Annotated in this window: 12 protein-coding genes and 1 pseudogene; 6 read left to right on the top strand and 7 right to left on the bottom strand. The window is 67.5% G+C overall.

Going from position 1 to position 16,270, the window contains the following annotated elements:
• Positions 1-12 precede the first annotated feature (12 nt).
• From NV382_RS04495 to NV382_RS04480, 4 genes are all read left to right on the top strand, one after another.
• Positions 13-306: an Hpt domain-containing protein gene (locus NV382_RS04495; protein WP_260599332.1), complete on the top strand. Its 294-nt coding sequence runs from the start codon at positions 13-15 to the stop codon at positions 304-306.
• A 66-nt stretch (positions 307-372) separates the two neighbouring features.
• Positions 373-1,566, top strand: a complete 1,194-nt coding sequence (locus tag NV382_RS04490; RefSeq protein WP_260599331.1) for a hypothetical protein — start codon at positions 373-375, stop codon at positions 1,564-1,566.
• Positions 1,567-1,601: 35 nt separating this feature from the next.
• A complete protein-coding gene (locus NV382_RS04485; protein ID WP_260599330.1) occupies positions 1,602-2,711 on the top strand; it encodes a DUF2336 domain-containing protein in 1,110 nt (369 codons plus the stop codon).
• Positions 2,708-4,075, top strand: a complete 1,368-nt coding sequence (locus NV382_RS04480; RefSeq protein WP_260599329.1) for a PAS domain-containing sensor histidine kinase — start codon at positions 2,708-2,710, stop codon at positions 4,073-4,075. Before NV382_RS04485 ends, NV382_RS04480 begins: the two co-directional genes overlap by 4 nt.
• A gap of 151 nt (positions 4,076-4,226) precedes the next feature.
• Here NV382_RS04480 and NV382_RS04475 read toward each other — a convergent pair whose 3' ends face one another.
• The 4 genes from NV382_RS04475 to gltX form a co-directional block, all read right to left on the bottom strand.
• Positions 4,227-5,714: a glycoside hydrolase 5 family protein gene (locus NV382_RS04475; protein ID WP_260599328.1), complete on the bottom strand. Its 1,488-nt coding sequence runs from the start codon at positions 5,712-5,714 to the stop codon at positions 4,227-4,229.
• A 77-nt stretch (positions 5,715-5,791) separates the two neighbouring features.
• A complete protein-coding gene (locus NV382_RS04470; protein ID WP_260599327.1) occupies positions 5,792-5,989 on the bottom strand; it encodes a hypothetical protein in 198 nt (65 codons plus the stop codon).
• On the bottom strand, positions 5,989-7,272 hold the full coding sequence (locus NV382_RS04465; protein WP_260599326.1) for a citrate synthase: 1,284 nt from the start codon (positions 7,270-7,272) through the stop codon (positions 5,989-5,991). The genes NV382_RS04470 and NV382_RS04465 overlap by 1 nt, the downstream gene beginning before the upstream one ends.
• Before the next feature lie 26 nt (positions 7,273-7,298).
• On the bottom strand, positions 7,299-8,744 hold the full coding sequence (gltX, locus tag NV382_RS04460; protein WP_260599325.1) for a glutamate--tRNA ligase: 1,446 nt from the start codon (positions 8,742-8,744) through the stop codon (positions 7,299-7,301).
• A gap of 27 nt (positions 8,745-8,771) precedes the next feature.
• On the opposite strand from gltX, the pseudogene NV382_RS04455 reads away from it, so the two are divergent.
• Positions 8,772-10,928: pseudogene (locus NV382_RS04455) on the top strand (ComEC/Rec2 family competence protein); the annotation flags it as partial.
• A 7-nt stretch (positions 10,929-10,935) separates the two neighbouring features.
• Here the strand turns inward: NV382_RS04455 and lexA are convergent.
• A complete protein-coding gene (gene lexA, locus NV382_RS04450) occupies positions 10,936-11,622 on the bottom strand; it encodes a transcriptional repressor LexA (RefSeq protein WP_260599324.1) in 687 nt (228 codons plus the stop codon).
• 55 nt (positions 11,623-11,677) lie between these two features.
• On the bottom strand, positions 11,678-12,859 hold the full coding sequence (locus NV382_RS04445) for a molybdopterin molybdotransferase MoeA (RefSeq protein WP_260599323.1): 1,182 nt from the start codon (positions 12,857-12,859) through the stop codon (positions 11,678-11,680).
• 374 nt (positions 12,860-13,233) lie between these two features.
• Here NV382_RS04445 and NV382_RS04440 point away from each other — a divergent pair, with 374 nt between their 5' ends.
• Positions 13,234-15,555, top strand: coding sequence for a TonB-dependent receptor (locus NV382_RS04440; protein ID WP_260599322.1), 2,322 nt, complete (start codon positions 13,234-13,236; stop codon positions 15,553-15,555).
• 154 nt (positions 15,556-15,709) lie between these two features.
• Here the strand turns inward: NV382_RS04440 and moaC are convergent, their stop codons facing one another.
• Positions 15,710-16,183 carry a cyclic pyranopterin monophosphate synthase MoaC gene (gene moaC / locus NV382_RS04435; RefSeq protein ID WP_260599321.1) on the bottom strand — a complete coding sequence of 158 codons (474 nt, stop codon included), beginning with the start codon at positions 16,181-16,183 and terminating at the stop codon, positions 15,710-15,712.
• Positions 16,184-16,270: the final 87 nt, after the last annotated feature.

The raw sequence follows: 16,270 nt of genomic DNA, 5'->3' as shown, positions 1-16,270 counted from the left end.
TACGATCCCACGATGGCTTATGATCCCGGTGCAATCGATGCGACGCTGGCAGCGGCAGTGGGAGATGAGCCTGCGCTGATCGCTGAGTTGCGCGGCGCGTTCCTCGATAGTGCGCGGCGTGGGCTCGATGGGCTCGAAAATGCCAAGGATGCCGAGGCATGGCAAGCGGCTGCATTCCGGCTGAAAGGCCTGGCGGCGAGCTTTGGCGCAGTACGGCTGATGACGCTGGCGACCGAAGCGGCGGCGATGCCGGTGCAGGACATGCTGGTGATGCGCAAATTGCGCCGTGCCGTGGAGCGACTCTGAGCCGTCTCGACCACTAGGCGGGCGCGGCCTTTGCCATCGCCCGCACGACCGCCTAACAGCCGTTACATGTTGGCTGGGCTCATATTCGCGATCGAGGATGCCGATGATCGGCCGGGCACGCTGGCAGCGACCCTGCCGTTCGGCGGGCTGACGCTGATCGAGTTCCAGGCGCGCCTGCTGATCGCGGGCGGCGTGAGCCAGATCATCGTCGTCGTGGCACGGCTTACCCCCGAATTGCTGGGCGCGATCGCTCGCATCGGCCGCCGCGGCGCCTCCGTCGACGTCGTGCGCACCGCGCGCGAAGCGTCGGAGAAGCTACACCCGCTTGCCCGCGTGCTGGTCGTAGCGGACGGGCTGGTGACGACGGGCGACGTGATCCAGCTAATGACGCAGGATGGTGGCGATGCGTTGCTCACCGTCTCCGATCGCGATGCTGCCCATGGCTTCGAACGCGTCGGTGCCGATACCGCCTGGGCCGGGCTCGCGCGGCTGGATGCCAAGCGCATCGCCGAGGTCGCGGTGATGCCACGCGACTATGATTTCCAGTCGACGCTGCTGCGGGTCGCGGCGCAGGCGCATGCCGAGCATGTGCCTTTGTCGTTCGCCGCCGCCGCAGGGCATGGCATCGAGCGTGATTCGCGCGCGCTGGCGACGCGCGGCAATGCGCTGCTCGCGGCTCTGGTGTCGCGTCCGCGGCCCTGGGCGGATCGCTTCGTACTGGCGCCGCTGGCGCGGCTGGCGCTGCCGCCATTGATGGCGCGCGCGGTGCCGAGCTGGGCGCTTGCCGCGGCGGGGATCGTCACCGGAGCGCTGGCGCTGGCCGGCGTGATGTTCGAGATCGCCTGGGTCGGTGTCGCGCTCGCCATCGTCGCGGCATTGCTGTTCACCATTGGTGGTGCGCTCGCGTGGTTGCGCGACGAGGAGCGGCTGGCGCGGTTCCAGAATGCCGCCATCCCGGCGCTGGCGGCGGCATGTGCGCTGCTGGTGGGGCATGTCACGAGCGTTCAGGACGCGACGGCCACCGGCTGGACGCTCGGCATCGCGCTGGTCGTTGCCGCAGCGCTGGCGGAACGCGCATCGAGCGGACCGCGCAGCCGGGGCCGGCCGAAGCGCTGGTGGTGGGGCAGCGCGACGGCCTATCTGCTGGTCATCCTGCCGCTCGCCATCCTTGGCCTGCCGCTGATCGCCCTCGCTGCGGCGGGCAGCTATGCCGCGGTGACGCTGGCCGCGGTGATCGAGGGCTTTCGCCAAGAGCCTTAGGAGCGCATTAATGACACTCCGCGTAGGTAGTCCGGATGGCGATCAACGTTCGCGATTTTGATGATGGGGCGCAGCATGGCGCCGCCCGGCTGCTCGATCGCGCAGCGGCGGTGGACACGCGTGCTGAGCTGCGCCTGGCGGCGGGGATAAGCGACTTCTTCCTGGCGGACGAGGCGCGGCTGGACGATCGCATGCGCGCGGGCATCGGGCAGGTTCTGGCCGGCCTCGTTTCGGGCGTGGAAGCTGCGCTGACGCAGCGGGCGGCGAGGTTATTGTCGGCACGCGACCTGGCGGCGACCGCCGCACGATTGGTGGCGCCCGGCACGCCGGTGCTCGATCGCCTGCTTGCCGCCCGGCTGCTGCGCGATCCCGAATTGATGCGCGAGCTGATCGCGCGGGTTCGGCAGGATGCGATCGGCGATGCCTTGCCGGCCGCAGCACCGCTGCAGCCCGATACGCCCAGTCTGCTGGCGCGGCTGGCCAATCATCCCGACACCGTCGTGGCGGACGCGGCGAGCGCCTTGTTTGCCGCAGAAGGACGTCGCCGCGGGCTGATCGAGGGTGCTGCGCAGACCGATCTGCCAGCCGAGCTGCACCACCGATTGTTGTGGTGGGTGGCCGCGGCGCTGCGCGAGCGGGCAACGCAGGACGACAATCCGGCCGAGCTCGATCGCGCCCTTGCCGAGGCGGCGCTGCGCAGCCTGGCCGCGCATGACGAAGGCGATCGGCTGGAAGCGGCGGCGATGCGGCTGGCGGTGGCCTATGAAGCGGCACCGGGAGAGCTGCCCGATCTGCTCGGCGAGGCATTGGGCGACCGGCGGCTGGCTTTGTTCACGGCGTTGCTGGCTCAGGCGGCGGGGCTGGATTACGATCAGGCGCGCGACATGGTGGGCGATGTCGGGGCAGGGCATTTGTGGCTCGTGCTGCGCGCGCTCGATTGCCCGCGCGCGGCGATCGCCCGCATCGGGCTGGATTTGTGCGAGGCCGATCCGCGCGGCGATCTGGAGCGTTTCGCGGACATGCTGGACGATATCATGGACATTACGCCGATCGAGGCGCGTGCGGCACTGGCGCCGTTGAAGCTGCCCCAGGCCTATCGCGCCGCGATTGCCGCGCTCGCGCCGCAAGGGGGGCGGGGCGCATGAACGTGCTGGACCCCAGCCTGCCGCCGGTGCGCGGCCGGATCGATCCCCATGGGCGGCTGGTGGAGGCGGATCAGCGGCTGAGCGATCTCAATGCCCGTGGTGGCGGGGCGATCGGCCAGCCGATCGCCGTGCCGGAAATCGCCGCGCTGGCGCGGCTTGCCGGGCGGCTGGGCATCCTCGTCTCGCGTGCCGTGGTCGCCGGCGACGGTGATGCGGATCTTGACCTGTGGGTGAGAGCCGATCCCGATCACGCCGGCGTGCGGCTGGAAATCACCGGCTGGCGGCTGCGCTCGCCATGGCGTGCCAGTACGCCGGACAACGACCGTGACGTCGATTTCGTGCGCAGCGGGGCGGACTGGCTGTGGGAATCGGACGCGGCGCTGCGGCTGACGTTCCTGTCGGCAACCGCCGGCGCACGGCACGGCTTCGATGCGGGCGACATGCTCGGCCGGCCGCTGACCAGATTGTTCTCGCTGGCGGAGGATCACGAGGGCGCGTTCCCGATGCTGGGGGGCCTCGCCATGCGACAGCATTTCGACGACCAGCGTGCGACGATCCGCGCCACCGGACAGCCGGTGCGGCTGGCGGCCGCCCCGCGCACCGACCGCATGGGCGTGTTTGCCGGCTTTATCGGCGCGGTGCATGTGATCGACATGCCGGCAGCAACGCCTGCCGCGCCGGACGAGGTGCTGCCCGATGCGTTCGCGATGCGGCTGGACGCGGCTTTGCGCTCCCCGCTCGGGCGGATCATCGCCAATGCCGACAGCATCAACGCGCAGTCCGAAGGGCCATTGCGGCAGGACTATGCCGATTACGCTGCCGATATCGCCAATGCCGGGCGCCATCTGATGGGATTGGTCGACGATCTGGTCGACCTGCAGGCGATCGAGCGCGCCGATTTTGCCGTGACGATCGAGCCGATCGACCTAGCCGACGTATCGCGCCGTGCGGCGGGCTTGCTCAGCGTCCGCGCGGGCGAGGCCCGCGTCCGGATCGACAAGCCGCCGATCGACGAGACATTGCCGGCCAGTGGCGAATTCCGGCGCGCCTTGCAGGTGCTCGTCAACCTGATCGGCAATGCCGTGCGATACTCGCCGCCCGATGGCATGGTGTGGATCAGGACCGAGCGCGAGGGCGACGTCGCCGCCGTGATCATTGCCGACCAGGGCAAGGGTATCGCGCTGGAGGATCAGGCGCGGATCTTCGAGAAGTTCGAGCGGGTGGATCCGCGGGAGCCCGGCGGCAGCGGGCTGGGCCTGTACATCGCCCGGCGGCTGGCGCGGGCGATGGGCGGCGATATCACCGTCGACAGCGCGCCGGGGCAGGGGGCGCGGTTCGTGTTCACCTTGCCGGTTCGCGGGTAATTGCTTTCGCAGCAGGAAGGGTTCGTTGCTGTTCCCCGGCGGAGGCCGGGGTCCAGTGGAGGCGTAGATCAAAACTGGCGTGACGCACGATCATTCTCGCCGTCGCTACTGGACCCCGGCCTTCGCCGGGGAACTGCCATAGCTCTATAAACTAACCTTCGAGCTTGCGGATGACGATCGCCAGGTCGCCTACGATGCCCAAGTCGCGGATCGTCAGCCGCCGGTCTGCTGCCGTGGTCTCGACACTTCGGACGACCTCGCCCGACACGGTATCAAGCAGCAGGCACTGGTATCGCCCATCGCTCAGCTCCGGCACCGTCAAGGTGACGTCCAGGGCCGCCGCCTCCCGATCGAGCATGCCACCTCGCGCCGTGACATCGGTGCGCAAGAGCCAGACCAGCGCCTGCATGTCGTCGCCGCAGCCGAAACATGCCACCCGCTCGTCGGAAACCATGATCTCGGCGTTGAGATTGCGGCGGCGGAAGCGCGTCCAGTCGATCAGCGGCATCGCCTTGGACAGCGCCAGTTGCGCGCGACGCATGCCGTGCGTCAGGACGTGCGGGTGGCGGTTGGGCCAGCGCATGCCTCCGCCAGCACCGCCGCTGGCGAGATGCGCCCATTGGATGTGGCGGAAATATTCGTCGTCGAACGGCTCGGCCAGCGTGTGCTTGCGATCCTTGAAGCGGTGGATCGGGCCGTGTTCCGAATCGAACACCGGACGGAGATCGTGCGCATCGGTCACCGCCGCGCGCATCAGCCGCCCGACCGCGAGTGCCGGCGCGACAGTGTTCCTGGGATCGTCGATCGTCTTGGATTCGTAGAGGTGCGTGTTGGCGAAATCGAGCGCGGGGTGGCGGAAGATCGGCTCGACCAAGGTCGGATGCTTGATCAGTTCGGGCCCGAACACCGATACGGTTTGCAGGTGGGCGCGGCCATGCCGTTCGACCTCGAACGCGCGCAGCCAGCCGCCTACATCGGAGATGAACGGCGTGAAGCAGGCGGGATTGTCCCCGCCATGCGCCGGATGCATCTCGTTCCACAAATCCCACGCGAACAGCGCCGGGCTGCCGCCCCAGCGGTCACTGGCAAAGGCCAGCCGCGCCTTGATCGCCGCGCGCGTATCGGGACAGGTGAGCAACTGCCGCCGGCTGGCGGCGGGCCCGCCATTGCGATGGTTATAGGGATGATCGCGCCACCGTATCCACATGAAGAAGGTGTCGTATGGGGTGAGCAGGACGTGCAGCCCGACCTTCTCCAGCAACGCGAACAGATCGTCCCACAGGCGGACCATGTTGGGCGGGAAGGTGCCGGCCGGCCGCTCGATATAGCGATGCTCGTGGTGGCAATATTCGAGCATCAGCCGCAGGCAGGTGACGCCGTGCGCCTTCAGCCAGAGCAGATGTTGTTCGACCCCGGCAAGATCGCGCCTGCGGAACAGTCCGGCGAGCTCGGGCCAGGTGATCGCATCGTTCTGGCCGATCGGCGTCCAGGGCTGGCCGTCTTCGGTGAAGAAATAGGGGATGCCGGCGCGCGTGTCGATCCAGCCGAGCGGCGGTGCCGGCGGGTGGTCCGACACCGCGTACGTGTCCGACACGACCTGATCGACCGGCCCGTCCGTAAGTACCGAATCGTCGCGCATCGTCGTAATCCGTCAAGTCTGTCGGCTTGGGGTCGCCTATGGGCGACCCGCCGCGATCACGATCGGTGGTCGGCGGCTCAGCGCCGCCTGGACCACCAGATGGCGACGAGGCCGAGCACGGCAAGCAGCGCGCCGCGCACGGCCCATTCACCCTGCGCGAGCATGAAGCTGGACGCCGGCCACATGATGAGGCCCATGCCCTGACCGATCCACAGCAGACCGATCAGCAACGCGAGCACGCCGACGATCAACACCAGCACTCGCGTGGCGCGCATCAACGCTGGCCGACCGGCGCATAATCGCGCTGGGTGGGGCCGGTATACAGCTGGCGTGGGCGACCGATCTTCTGCTCCGGATCGGCGATCATCTCGTTCCACTGTGCGACCCAGCCGACGGTGCGGGCGAGCGCAAACAGGGCGGTGAACATCGTCGTCGGGAAACCGATCGCCGACAGGATGACGCCCGAGTAGAAGTCGACGTTCGGGAACAGCTTCTTCTCGATGAAGTACGGATCGCTCAGCGCCATCTCCTCGAGCTTCAGCGCGACGTCGAACACCGGATCGGTGACGCCGAGTTCGCCCAGCACTTCGCGCACCGTCTGCTGCATCACGGTCGCGCGCGGATCGTAATTCTTGTACACGCGGTGGCCGAAGCCCATCAGGCGGAACGGATCGTTCTTGTCCTTTGCGCGGGCGATATATTCCGGAATGCGATCGACCGTGCCGATCTCGCGCAGCATGTTGAGCGCCGCTTCGTTGGCGCCGCCATGCGCCGGGCCCCACAGGCAGGCGATGCCGGCGGCGATGCACGCGAACGGATTGGCGCCCGACGACCCGGCAAGCCGGACGGTCGAGGTCGAGGCGTTCTGCTCGTGATCGGCGTGGAGGATGAAGATACGGTCCATCGCGCGCTCGACGATCGGGTTGACGACGTAAGGCTCGGCCGGAACGCCGAACGTCATGCGCAGGAAGTTGCCGGTGTAGGACAGCGAATTGTCCGGATACATGAACGGCTGCCCGACCGAATATTTATAGGCGGCCGCCGCGATCGTCGGCATCTTGGCGATCAGGCGATGGCTGGCGATCATGCGCTGGTAGGGATCGGTGATGTCGCTCGAATCGTGATAGAAGGCGCTGAGCGCGCCAACGACGCCGCACATGATCGCCATCGGGTGCGCATCGCGCCGGAAGCCGCGATAGAAGGTTGCGAGCTGTTCGTGCAGCATGGTGTGGCGGCTGATCGTGTGGCTGAACTGGTCGAGCTCTTCCTGCGACGGCAGCTCGCCGTTGAGCAGCAGGTAGCTGACCTCCATGAAGCTCGATTGCTCCGCCAGCTGGCCGATCGGATAGCCGCGGTGCAGCAGCACGCCTTCGTCACCATCGATATAGGTGATCGCGCTGTCGCACGAGGCGGTCGAGGTGAAGCCGGGATCGTAGGTGAACTTGCCCGTCTGGGCATAGAGTTTGCGGATATCGATCACGTCGGGGCCGACGCTGCCCGACATGACGGTGAGATCCAGATCCTTGCCGTCGACGGCCAGCTTTGCGGGGTCGCTCATCATAGGTCCTTCTATCTATCGCCTGGTCAGGCGGTCATCTGATCGGCGATCCGGCCGAGGCTTTCCTCGCGACCGAGGAGTTCGAGTACCTCGAAGATGCCGGGGGAGGTCTTCTTGCCGGTCAAGGCCGCGCGCAGAGGCTGGGCAATTTGGCCGAGCTTCGTACCCGATTCCTCGGCCGTCTGCCGAACCGCGTCTTCGAGGCTCTCCGTATCCCAGCGGCCAAGCGCGTCAAGCTTGCTGTGCGCCGATGCGAGCAGCGCCCGCGATTCCGCGGTGAGTAGTGCTGCTGCGTCGTTGTCCAGCAGGAGAGGACGGGTGCGGAACAGAAACGCAGTGTTGCCGGCAAGCTCGTTCAGGTTGGCGGCGCGCGGCTTCAGCGCCGGCATGGCGCGCCGCAGCAGGTCGAGCTGCTCGGGCGATACCGCAAATTCGAGTCGCTCGGCGACCAGCCCTGCGAGGCGTGCGTCATCGGCGCTGCGGATATAGTGGCCGTTCAGGTTCTCCAGCTTCTTCAGGTCGAAGCGGGACGGCGATTTGCCGACGCCGGCAAGTTCGAACCACTCGATCGCCTGTTCGCGGCTGATCACTTCGTCGTCGCCATGGCCCCAGCCCAGGCGGAGCAGGTAATTGCCCAGCGCCTCGGGCAGGATGCCGAGCTCGTCGCGGTAGGAATCGACCCCGATCGCGCCGTGCCGCTTGGAGAGCTTCGCGCCATCGGTGCCGTGGATCAGCGGGATATGGGCATAGATCGGCTCGGGCCAGCCCATGCCGCGGATCACGGTCAGCTGGCGGAAGGCGTTGTTGAGATGATCGTCGCCGCGGATGACGTGCGTGACGCCCATGTCGTGATCGTCGACGACGACCGCGAGCATGTAGGTCGGCGTGCCGTCCGAACGCAGCAGGACGAAATCGTCGAGCTCGGCATTCTGCACGGTGACCGGCCCCTGGACCCGGTCCTCGATCGTGGTCGCGCCATCCTTGGGGGCCTTGATGCGGACGACATAAGGCGCGCCCTCGGGGGCTTCGCTCGCCGGTCGGTCGCGCCAGCGGCCGTCATAGCGCATCGGCTGCTTGGCGGCCTTCTGGCTCTCGCGGAGCGCCGTCAGCTCTTCGGCGGTCGCATAGCATTTATAGGCGTGCCCGCTGGCGAGCAGCTCATTGGCGACCTCGGCATGGCGCGCGGCACGGGCGAATTGGTAGACGGTGTCGCCGTCCCAATCGAGGCCCAGCCACGTCATTGAATCGAGGATTGCGTCGATCGCCGGTTGGGTCGAGCGCGCGCGATCGGTATCCTCGATGCGCAGCAGGAAGTCGCCGCCATGATGGCGCGCGAACAGCCAGTTGAACAAGGCGGTGCGCGCCCCGCCGATATGCAGGAAGCCTGTCGGCGATGGTGCGAAACGCGTGACGACTTTCGTCGCCTGGGGGGTGCCGGAAGCGATCGCTCCCGGTTCGGCTATTGCGCTCAACCGCGCATCCTTTCAGACTTGAGGACTATGGCCAGCTCTGCCGCCGACGCCCCTAGCACGCGACCATGGCGGCTTCAAACCGCTTGGTCGGCGCTTTCGCAGGCGCACGCGGGCATCGAGCGCTGGCTGGAGGCGGAGCGCGACCAGATCGTGCTGTGGCTGCCGGTGGCATTCGGCGCGGGTATCGCCGCCTGGTTCCTGCTGCCCGATCCGCGGACCTGGATGATGGTGCTGTCGCTGTGCGGTGCGGCGGCGCTGGGCGGGATGGCGGTGGCGCACGGGGGGCGAGCGGCACGGATCGTGTTCGTCGGTGCGCTTTGCGTCATGGCAGGGCTGGCGCTGATATGGTGGCGCGCGGAGGGGGTGGCGGGCGTGGTGCTGACGCGGCCGATGATCGTCGCGTTCGAAGCGCGGGTCGAGAGCTTGGAACCGCTCGCCGCGCGCGATCTGGTGCGGTTGCGGCTGGCGCCGACCAGGATCATGGAACCCGTGACCGATCGGCAGGGGCGGCTCACCACGCTGCCGGGCTTCATCCGCGTCAATCTCGCGGAGAAGGATGTGCCTGCAGGACTGACCCGCGGCAGCATCATCGGGCTGCGGGCGCGGCTGATGCCGCCGCCCGAGCCCGCGGTGCCGGGGGCGTACGACTATGCGCGCACCGCCTGGTTCGACCGGATCGGCGGGACCGGGCGTGGCTTCGCGCCGGTCGTGGTGGTCACGCCGGGCGAAGCGGTGGGATCGGACCTGCGGGCGCGATTGTCGCAGCATATCGAAAGCCGCGTCGACGGCAGTCCCGGAGGGATTGCGAGTGCGCTCGCGACCGGCGACCAGGGGGCGATCAGCGAGGAAGATGCCCTGGCGATGCGGCGCTCGGGGCTGGCGCATCTGCTGTCGGTCAGCGGACTGCACATCACCGCGGTGGTCGCGGCGACGATGCTCGTCGTGCTGCGGCTGCTGGCGCTCAGCCCATGGCTGGCGTTGCGTTTCCGGCTGCCGCTGATCGCCGCGGCGGCGGGTGCCGGGGCGGCGATCGGCTATACCTTGCTGACCGGCAGCCAGGTGCCGACGATCCGATCGTGCGTCGCGGCGCTGCTGGTGCTCGTCGCCCTGGCGATGGGGCGCGAGGCGATGACGTTGCGGCTGGTCGCGGCCGGCGCCCTGGTCGTGATGCTGCTCTGGCCGGAGGCGGTGGCGGGCCCAAGCTTCCAGCTGTCCTTCGCCGCCATCACCGCGATCGTCGCGCTGCACGAGCATCCCCGCGTGACGGCGTGGTTCGCGCCGCGGGGCGAGGGGCGGCTGCAGGCGTTCGGGCGTGGGATCGGGTCGCTGGTGCTGACCGGGCTGGCCGTCGAGCTGGCCCTGATGCCGATCGCCTTGTTCCATTTCCACAAGGCTGGGCTGTACGGCGCGCTGGCCAACATCGTCGCCATTCCGCTGACCACCTTCGTGATCATGCCGCTGGAGGCCCTTGCGCTGCTGCTGGACACTGCGGGGCTCGGCGCGCCAGCGTGGTGGTTGACTAATGCGTCGCTGCGATCGCTGTTGTGGCTGGCGCGGACCACGGCCGCGCTGCCGGGATCGGTGGCGGCGCTGCCGGCGATGCCAGTGGGTGCTTACGGCCTGATGGTCATGGGTGGGTTGTGGGTGGCGCTGTGGCGCACGCGCTGGCGGCGGCTGGGTCTCGCGCCGTTGCTGCTCGGCCTTGGCTGGGCCTTGCTGACACCGGCGCCGGACCTGCTGGTGACCGGCGACGGGCGGCATGTCGCGGTGCGCACCGCCGCGGGCAGGCTGGCCATGCTGCGCGACCGGGTGGGGGATTATACCGCCGACATGCTGGCGGAGAATGGCGGCGTAGACGGCACGCCGCTGCTGCTGGCCGAACAGCCCGAGGCGCGGTGCAACCGGGATTTGTGCCTGACCGACCGCGTCGCGGGCGGACGGACATGGCGGATCCTGGCGACGCGCAGCGCCTATTTGGTACCGGCGGGTGAGTTGATCGCCGCGTGCCGCGAGGCCGATATCGTGGTCAGCGAGCGGCGCTTGCCGCGAGGCTGCGCGCCGCGCTGGCTACGGCTCGATCGGTCCATGCTCGCCAAGACCGGCGGCGTCGCAATCACGCTGTCCACCGGCCATGTCGAGACGGTTTACCGGCCGGGCGACCGCCATCCCTGGCGGCGGCGCCCGGCGGCGATCAGTCGTAGCGGCGAAGCAGACCGGCGAGCTTACCCTGTACGCGCACCTGCTGCGGGGCGTAGCGCTGTGGATCGTAGGCGCGGTTGGCGGGATCGAGCCGCACCATCGCCCCTTCGCGGCGGAAATATTTGAGCGTGGCCTCTGCCTCTTCGATCAGTGCCACGACGATCTCGCCGTCACGCGCGACTTCCTGACGCCGGATCAGCGCGTAATCGCCGTCGAGAATGCCGGCCTCGACCATCGAGTCGCCGGAGACTTCGAGCGCATAATGATCGCCGCTGCCGAGCAAGGCGGCAGGCACCGAGAGCATCGCATCGCTTTCGAACGCCTCGATCGGCACGCCGGCGGCGATCCGGCCGTGTAGCGGGATCTCGATCACATCGTTGGCCGGGGCGGGGCGCGGCGGCTGTTGAGAAGGTTGCGGCGCCTCGACCCGCGGCGCCTTCTTGGCCAGCTTCACGACCTCGCCACGCTCGGGCATCTTGAGGATTTCCAGCGCGCGGGCGCGATTGGGCAGGCGACGGATGAAGCCGCGTTCCTCGAGCGCGCTGATCAGGCGGTGCACGCCCGACTTCGACTTTAGGTCGAGCGCCTCCTTCATTTCCTCGAACGAGGGCGACACGCCGGTTTCCTCCAGGCGATCGTGGATGAAGCAGATAAGCTCGTGCTGCTTGCGCGTTAGCATTGGCGTTCCTCCGTCAGAACAGACGAGGAACCTTTATGGAACGTTCACCACCAAGTCAAGCAAGGTTGAGGATTTCCGCTGAGTCGCCCGCCTTTGCCGCCGGCGCGCCCGCGGCACGGATCAGCAGGCAGTCCGCTCGCGCCAGTGTCAGCAGCATCGAGCTGTCCTGGATCGTCGAGACGAACACGCAGCCGTCGCGTAACTGCGCACGCAGGTAATCGGTGCGATGATCGTTCGCCGGTATGTCTTCGCCAAGGCGCGCAGGCATTGGCGGCGGCATCGGATCGGCCGCGCCGGACATTGCCGCGATCAGCGGCAGCAGGAACAGGGTTGCGGTGACGAAGGCGGACACGGGATTGCCGGGGAGCCCGAGCACCACCGTGTTACCGAGACGCCCGGCCATCATCGGCTTGCCGGGGCGCAGCGCAATGCGCCAGAAATCGATGCTGCCCCCGGCACCCTCCAGCGCCGGGCGCACCAGATCGTGATCGCCGACCGAGGCGCCGCCGGTGGTGACGAGGATGTCGGCATCGACCGCCGCAAAGGCCGCCGTCATGACCGCAAGGTCATCGGGCAGGATGCCGAGGTCGATCACGTCGACCGGCCAGGGCGCGAGCATGGCCGCCAGCATCAGCCCGTTGGATTCCGGCAGCTGACCGGGGGCGAGGAGGGTGCCGGCGGGAACGAGTTCGTCGCCCGTCGCCACGACCGCCACCCTGAGCCGCCGACCGACAGCAATCGCCCCATGCCCGCCGATCGCGGCGACGGCGAGCCGCGCGGGGGTGAGGCGCTGGCCCTCAGCGATCAGCCGGTCACCGGTGGTGAAATCAAGCCCGCGTCGGCGAACGTTGCCGCCCTGTCGGCGGGGGCCTTCGCCGGCGAGGAGGATCGTGTCGCCCTCACGCGACGCTTCTTCTTGGACGAGGACGCTGTCCGCGCCATCGGGCATGGCGGCGCCGGTGAAGATGCGTACCGTTTCGCCGGCCGTTATCGGGCCGGTGAAGGGGCGGCCAGCGGCGCTTTCGCCGACCAAAGTAAACGGGCCGGCGCGGTCGGCGTAGCGGATCGCGTAGCCGTCCATCGCCGACAGATCGGTCACCGGCTGCGTGCGATCGGCCAGCACGTCGGCGGCGGCCCAGCGGCCGACGGCTTGGGCGAGTGGCACGGTCTCGGCAGGGGCGCGGGGTGCGAGCGCGAACAGGCGCTGCTGGGCTTCGGTGACGGGGAGCAGGGTCATGGCGGCCGGCGTATCGTGGGAAGTGGGTGAAGGTCGAGCGCTTTTGGCTACTGTCCCCGGGCGGCGGCCGGGGGCCAGGCTTAGAACGGTCGTTTGCTCACGTTGATTCCCGTTTCATCTGCGGCGCTACGGGGCGCCGGCCTTCGCCGGGGAACCAAGTAGGGAATTGCCCTCGCTATGCGGCACCGTTGCCAAGATCACACACCCGCCGGCCATCATCCACGGCTGTCCAGCGTTGTCACGGTTCGGTCTTAATCGGCTCCTAGGGCGACGCCAGCGCGGGACATAGATCGTCAGAGATAGACAGCCGGCACCGTCAACGGTGACGAGCACCGTCGTGCGCACTGATCAATCGACTTACCAAAGGGACACTCATGTTGAACAAGACCGTCATCAAATCCACCCTGCTCGTCGGGGCCGCATTCGGCGCGATGCTGGGCGCGACTGCCGCTTCGGCGCAGAACGCGACGGAGGTGGCGGTCGCCGATAGCGGTTCGGACAGCGATCTAGGCGAAGTGGTGGTGACGGCGGAGCGCCGCTCCGAGAACCTGCAGAAGGTGCCGGTGTCGGTCGCCGTGGTCGGCGGCGATTCGCTGCGCGATTTCCAGAGCGGTGGCGAGGATATCCTGAGCCTCGCCGGGCGCGTGCCCGGCCTGTATGCCGAAAGCACCACCGGGCGCATCTTCCCGCGCTTCTACATCCGTGGCCTCGGCAACATCGATTTCTATCTCGGTGCGTCGCAGCCGGTGTCGATCATCCAGGACGATGTCGTGCTCGAGCATGTCGTGCTGAAATCTAACCCGGTGTTCGACGTCAACCAGGTGGAAGTGCTGCGCGGGCCGCAGGGCTCGCTGTTCGGCCGCAACACGACGGCGGGCATCATCAAGTTCGATACGATCCGCCCGAGCCAGACGTTCCAGGGCCGTGGGACGGCTTCTTATGGCAGCTTCAACACGATCACGGCCGATGCCGGCATCGGCGGGCCGATCGTGGCCGACAAGATCGCGTTCCGCCTGTCGGGTCTCTACCAGCATCGCGACGATTGGGTCGACAACACGTTCGCCGGCACGGGGCCCGACGGCACGCGCGGCGGCAGGGATGCGCTGGGCGGGTTCGATGAGAAGGACGTGCGGCTGCAATTGCTGTTCACGCCGACGGATGCATTGAGCATCAACGTTTCCGGCCATGCCCGTGACTACAAGGGTACCTCGACGATCTTCCATCGCGGTGCGCTGGTGCGCGGATCGAACAACATCCAGCGTGAGCCGCGCGACAGCGTTGCGCTCGACGAAGCGGTCGGCAACCCGCAGGCGTACAAGACCTATGGCGCGTCGGTGAACGCGGCATGGGACTTCGGCGCGGCGACGTTGACCTCGATCACTGCCTACGAGACGACCAAGGGCTATAGCCGCGGCGATACCGATGGCGGCACGACCGTGCTGTTCCCGACCGGCTTCCCCGGCCAGAGCCAGGGCCGCATCCGCGATCTCGACCAGTGGACGCAGGAACTGCGCCTGGCGAGCAACGGCGACACCGACTTCAAGTGGCAGATCGGCGGATTCTATTTCGACCAGCGTGACGACACCGAATTCCGCCAGCGCGCATCGTTGCTGCTGCCGACCAATGGCGCGTATAACAGCCGCAACTTCGTGCAGCTGCACGACATCAACACGTCCTGGGCGGCGTTCGGCCAGATCAGCTATCGCTTCGACAAGCTGACGCTGACCGCCGGTGGGCGTTATACCAAGGACAAGAAGCGCACCACTCTGACCACGCCGGCATACCGCGTGGATGGCACGGTGAACTTCCCGGGTACCGCGCCGCGCGACGTTCGCCTGACGGGCAAGGAGCCGAGCTTCGACGTCTCTGCGCTGTACGAAGCTAATGACGCGATCAGCCTGTACGGTCGTGTCGCGCGCGGCTTCCGCGGGCCGACCATCCAGGGCCGCTCGGCGGTGTTCGGTGCTGCCTTCACCACGGCAGATTCGGAAACGATCATGTCGTACGAGGCAGGGCTCAAGACACGCCCGTTCAGCAACATGCGCTTCAACGTGACGGGCTTCACCTACCGTGTGAAGGACATCCAGCTGAACGGCAACGATGCCAATGGCAACGGCGTGCTGTTCAACGCCGATCATGCCGACGCTTACGGCATCGAGGCCGAGCTGGAATGGCGCCCGATCCGCAACATCAGCATCTCGCTGGGCGGCAGCGCGCTGCACACCGAGATCAAGGACAAGAACGTCTATGCGCAGGTCTGCGCGATCGGCGCGTTCGTGACCTGCACCGTGCAGGATCCGACGATCGTCCGAAATCTCGGCAACCCGGCCGTGGCAACCACCTTCGCGCAGATCGACGGCAACCCGCTGCCCAACGCCCCGAAGTGGCAGCTGGACGCCGCTGTGCGCTACGACATTCCGCTGTCGAACGATGGCAATCTGTTCGTCTCGACCGACTGGAACGCGCAGGGCTATACCAACCTGGTGCTCTACAAGACGGCAGAATTCCATGCCGACGGCAATATCGAGGGCGGGTTGAAGGTCGGCTATACGACGCCGGACCGGAACTACGAGATCGCGGCGTTCGCGCGCAACATCACCAACGAGAAGAACCTGAAGGGCGTGATCGAGAACTTCAACGCGGCCGTGTTCAACGAGCCGCGCGTGATCGGCGTGTCGCTGAGCGGCAAGTTCTGATCTGAGGGGCTCGGGGGGCGGTGCGCGTTGGGCGTGCCGCCTTTTCTCCACACACGACCGTCATCCTGACGGAAGTCAGGATCCAGGAGCCTCTCGGGCGACTGTCTGTTTGGCGCTGGATCCTGACTTTCGTCAGGATGACGAGCCGGGGGGGTCAGGTCTGCGCGGACCAATCGCCGGATTTGCCGCCGGTCTTGGTGAGCAATCGCACGCCGTCGATCTGCATGCCTTTGTCGATCGCCTTGGCCATGTCGTAGATCGTCAGCAGCGTTACCGAGACGGCGGTCAGTGCTTCCATCTCCACGCCGGTCTTGCCGTCGGTGCGCGCGGTGGCGGTGGCGGTTATGCCGGTGTCGTCGGTGACGAGTTCTATGCCCACGCGGGTGAGCGGTAGCGGGTGGCAGAGCGGGATCAGGTCGCTGGTGCGCTTGGCCGCCATGATGCCGGCGATGCGCGCCACGGCGAGCACATCGCCCTTGGCGGCCGCGCCGGTGCGGATCGCCTCGGCGGCGGCGGGGGACATGGTGATGCGGCCCTCGGCGGTCGCCTCGCGAGCAGTTATCTCCTTGGCGGAGACGTCGACCATGTGGGCGGCGCCGGCCGAGTCGAGATGGGTGAGGTTGGTCATGCTCTTCTTCCTGCTACCACCCCGGCGGAGGCCGGGGCCCAGGCGGGAAGGTTGATGTAACGGGGCGCTGCGCACGCCAATAATCGT

The sequence above is a fragment of the Sphingomonas endolithica genome, assembly GCF_025231525.1.
In the GTDB taxonomy this organism is placed as follows: domain Bacteria; phylum Pseudomonadota; class Alphaproteobacteria; order Sphingomonadales; family Sphingomonadaceae; genus Sphingomonas; species Sphingomonas endolithica.
This window is presented reverse-complemented; position numbering and strand designations above follow the sequence as displayed.

Bases quoted from the DNA above. Each gene is read 5' to 3' on its own strand.
- moaC (WP_260599321.1), bottom strand. From the start codon at position 16,183: ATGACCAACCTCACCCATCTCGACTCGGCCGGCGCCGCCCACATGGTC.
- NV382_RS04465 (WP_260599326.1), bottom strand. From the start codon at position 7,272: ATGAGCGACCCCGCAAAGCTGGCCGTCGACGGCAAGGATCTGGATCTC.
- NV382_RS04490 (WP_260599331.1), top strand. From the start codon at position 373: ATGTTGGCTGGGCTCATATTCGCGATCGAGGATGCCGATGATCGGCCG.
- NV382_RS04495 (WP_260599332.1), top strand. From the start codon at position 13: ATGGCTTATGATCCCGGTGCAATCGATGCGACGCTGGCAGCGGCAGTG.
- NV382_RS04485 (WP_260599330.1), top strand. From the start codon at position 1,602: ATGGCGATCAACGTTCGCGATTTTGATGATGGGGCGCAGCATGGCGCC.
- NV382_RS04440 (WP_260599322.1), top strand. From the start codon at position 13,234: ATGTTGAACAAGACCGTCATCAAATCCACCCTGCTCGTCGGGGCCGCA.
- lexA (WP_260599324.1), bottom strand. From the start codon at position 11,622: ATGCTAACGCGCAAGCAGCACGAGCTTATCTGCTTCATCCACGATCGC.
- NV382_RS04470 (WP_260599327.1), bottom strand. From the start codon at position 5,989: ATGCGCGCCACGCGAGTGCTGGTGTTGATCGTCGGCGTGCTCGCGTTG.
- NV382_RS04480 (WP_260599329.1), top strand. From the start codon at position 2,708: ATGAACGTGCTGGACCCCAGCCTGCCGCCGGTGCGCGGCCGGATCGAT.
- NV382_RS04445 (WP_260599323.1), bottom strand. From the start codon at position 12,859: ATGACCCTGCTCCCCGTCACCGAAGCCCAGCAGCGCCTGTTCGCGCTC.
- NV382_RS04475 (WP_260599328.1), bottom strand. From the start codon at position 5,714: ATGCGCGACGATTCGGTACTTACGGACGGGCCGGTCGATCAGGTCGTG.